The sequence below is a fragment of the Ethanoligenens sp. genome (genome assembly GCF_047718355.1).
Taxonomy (GTDB): Bacteria; Bacillota; Clostridia; order Oscillospirales; family Ethanoligenentaceae; genus Ethanoligenens.
On the sequence record NZ_JBDNLG010000157.1, the window covers coordinates 1 to 2,384 of the forward strand.

A 2,384-nucleotide genomic window follows, 5' to 3' on the forward strand; every position below is an offset into this window, starting at 1 on the left:
CATCAAACCGGACAATAATGCGCTGCCGAACACATCGCCGGTGCCATGATAGTAGCCCTCGATTTTTTCATTAAACGCATAAGCAACGGTGTCGGTGGTCTGGTCATAGCAGGCCGCACCCAATTTCTCATCGCCGAACCAAATGCCGGTCAGCACGACGCGGGACGCGCCCAGACTAGCTAACGCGCGCAGGGTTTTTTGCACGTATGCGCTGTCATACGGTCCTTCGCGATACGGTTCGTTGAGCAGGAATGCCGCTTCGGTCATGTTTGGAACAATCAGGCCCGCTTTCGCGCAGAGTTTTGCCATCCCTTTTGGAAAATCCGGGGTATACACGCTGTAAAGCTTGCCGTTGTCTGCCATCACAGGATCGACCATCACCAGCGTATCGTCTGAACGCAGTAGGTCAAAAATTTGCGAGACGATGGCAAGCTGCGCAAACGACCCCAAAAATCCGGAGTAAAGTGCGTCAAAATGGACATTCAACGATTTCCAATGCTCTGCAAAAGGAAGCAGGTCATCGGTCAGGTCTCGGTAGGTAAAGCCGGTGAAACCTCCGGTATGTGTAGAAAGCACCGCTGTGGGCATAATGCTGGTGCATACGCCCGCTGCGGAAAGAATGGGCAGCGCCACAGTGAGCGAGCATTTACCCATACCGGAAATATCGTGGATTGCGGCAACATGTTTTTGCATGAGAGTTCCTTCTTTATCATGAAATTAAAAATGAACGGCGATGTGCCGGAGGCTGCTTGTCCAAATACGATAAGAATGCCGCCACTGCGGCGGCATTCTTATCGCATTTTGTTGGTTGCAAGCGAGAGCAGCTTATGTTTTATGAATAAATGAACAATGACAGACCGGGCAAGTGACAGCCAATTTCCCGCGTCCTTTTGGGAGACGGAGCAGTTTGTGGCAACTGGGGCAGTGTACAAATACATTCGTCTTGCGCTCTTTGATGCGCAGAGCCAAAGTGGAACACGCGCGTGCAATCATAAAAAAGATTTTCTGTAAAACGCGGCCAACAGGGGAAAGCGCATGCCCGATTGTACGCATCAAGCGGGCAAACTGCCATTGTTCGCGGCTGCGTGCAATCGTGTTGCGTGAAAATCCACGTAGGACGACCAACACGATCAAAGCCAGCGAGACGATCCACATAAACGGTAGGCCTAAAATCACGGCGGCTACGGCCAACAAGAATAGAGAAAAGGGATCGACACCATATCTGCCGTAAAAAAAATGTGTATCCATTATATACTCCTTTTCAAATGGGATGCAGGTGACGCAACCGATCCAAACCAAGACGTACGCTGGAATATCTTGAGTTGACGTTGTCTGTGTGACCTGTTTACACCCAAAGACATCAATTTTGTACTGTTATAGTATCCTGTTTCTCGGTCACTGTCAATAAGTATACAAAATCAAAAACGGCCCTCCCCGATTGGAGGAGAGCCGGCACCGCGCGCATGACCGACAGCAATTGCCGTCCAGTCGCCGCTACCATACGCGGCTGCATCCCATGTTTTTCACGTTTAACCTGTTTTGATGGAAAAACACAGCCCGTTAAATCCGGATATTGCGATTTAACGTTCCGTCAAGAGATTGGAGCGATATATTAAACGTTTGGACACCATATTCCTCATGAAAGCTGGTACCTTGCGGAAAAAGCAGGACCAGTTCCGTTTTCGTCAAATAGAAATCCTGTTCGGCGCCGATTTGTTTAAAAGAGCCGCGCTGTTTCAGCCCTTTTTCGCGAATCTGCGCCCGCACTTGTTCACTCAATACGCCCACATAATCTGCATGATCTACAAATAAATCGCGCAGGGCGTACGATTTTCCGTTTGCCGTGTCTACGGTTAAGCCTTTGCATACGGTACTGGTTTTGCCGCTCTGAGTCAAGATACGCGTGGACACCAAACTGAACATTCCGCTTTCGTTGCGAGTCACTTTGTAGCCGAAACTTCCTTGAACAGGTGCTGCCTTGGCGGCATACTCCGCCTGTTTTTGCGCACACAATGCCTGTTCACGTAAAGAACTGTTCAATTTCTGTTGGTTTTGCGCATTTCCAATGCCGGAAATCCGTGGGTATGCGCATTGAAGCTGGACACCAGGCGCGTTTACCGGATGTTGCATATTTTCCACGTGTACGCCTCCCAGCGCCGTAACTGGAATCGTGAACGCGAGTGAAAAAAGTACGAGCGCTGCGATTTTCAATCGTTTGAACAATGCCGCCACCCCCTGAAAGAGTGCTTGCGCGCGGCACAAAACTATTGTGTGCAGACAGGGTGAGAAAATCGCAAAGAAAATCGGGCAGTCTGCGGTGATTTTACCTTTTCGCCCAAATCGCGGCGTTCCTTGTTTCTCGCGCGGTAGATTTCAAATAAAAA

The 2,384-nt window shown here is 49.6% G+C and carries 3 protein-coding genes; all 3 read right to left on the bottom strand.

Annotation, left to right across the window (positions count from 1 at the left end):
• Positions 1–693 (bottom strand): pyridoxamine kinase (locus tag ABF463_RS14400; RefSeq protein WP_415534713.1); only part of this gene is annotated, 693 nt, incomplete at its 3' end.
• A 132-nt stretch (positions 694–825) separates the two neighbouring features.
• Positions 826–1,248, bottom strand: coding sequence for a hypothetical protein (locus ABF463_RS14405; protein ID WP_415534715.1), 423 nt, complete (start codon positions 1,246–1,248; stop codon positions 826–828).
• Positions 1,249–1,560: 312 nt separating this feature from the next.
• Entirely contained in the window at positions 1,561–2,223 is a 663-nt protein-coding gene (locus ABF463_RS14410) for a DUF3298 domain-containing protein (RefSeq protein WP_415534717.1), read from the bottom strand.
• Positions 2,224–2,384: the final 161 nt, after the last annotated feature.

Bases quoted from the DNA above. Each gene is read 5' to 3' on its own strand.
- ABF463_RS14405 (WP_415534715.1), bottom strand. From the start codon at position 1,248: ATGGATACACATTTTTTTTACGGCAGATATGGTGTCGATCCCTTTTCT.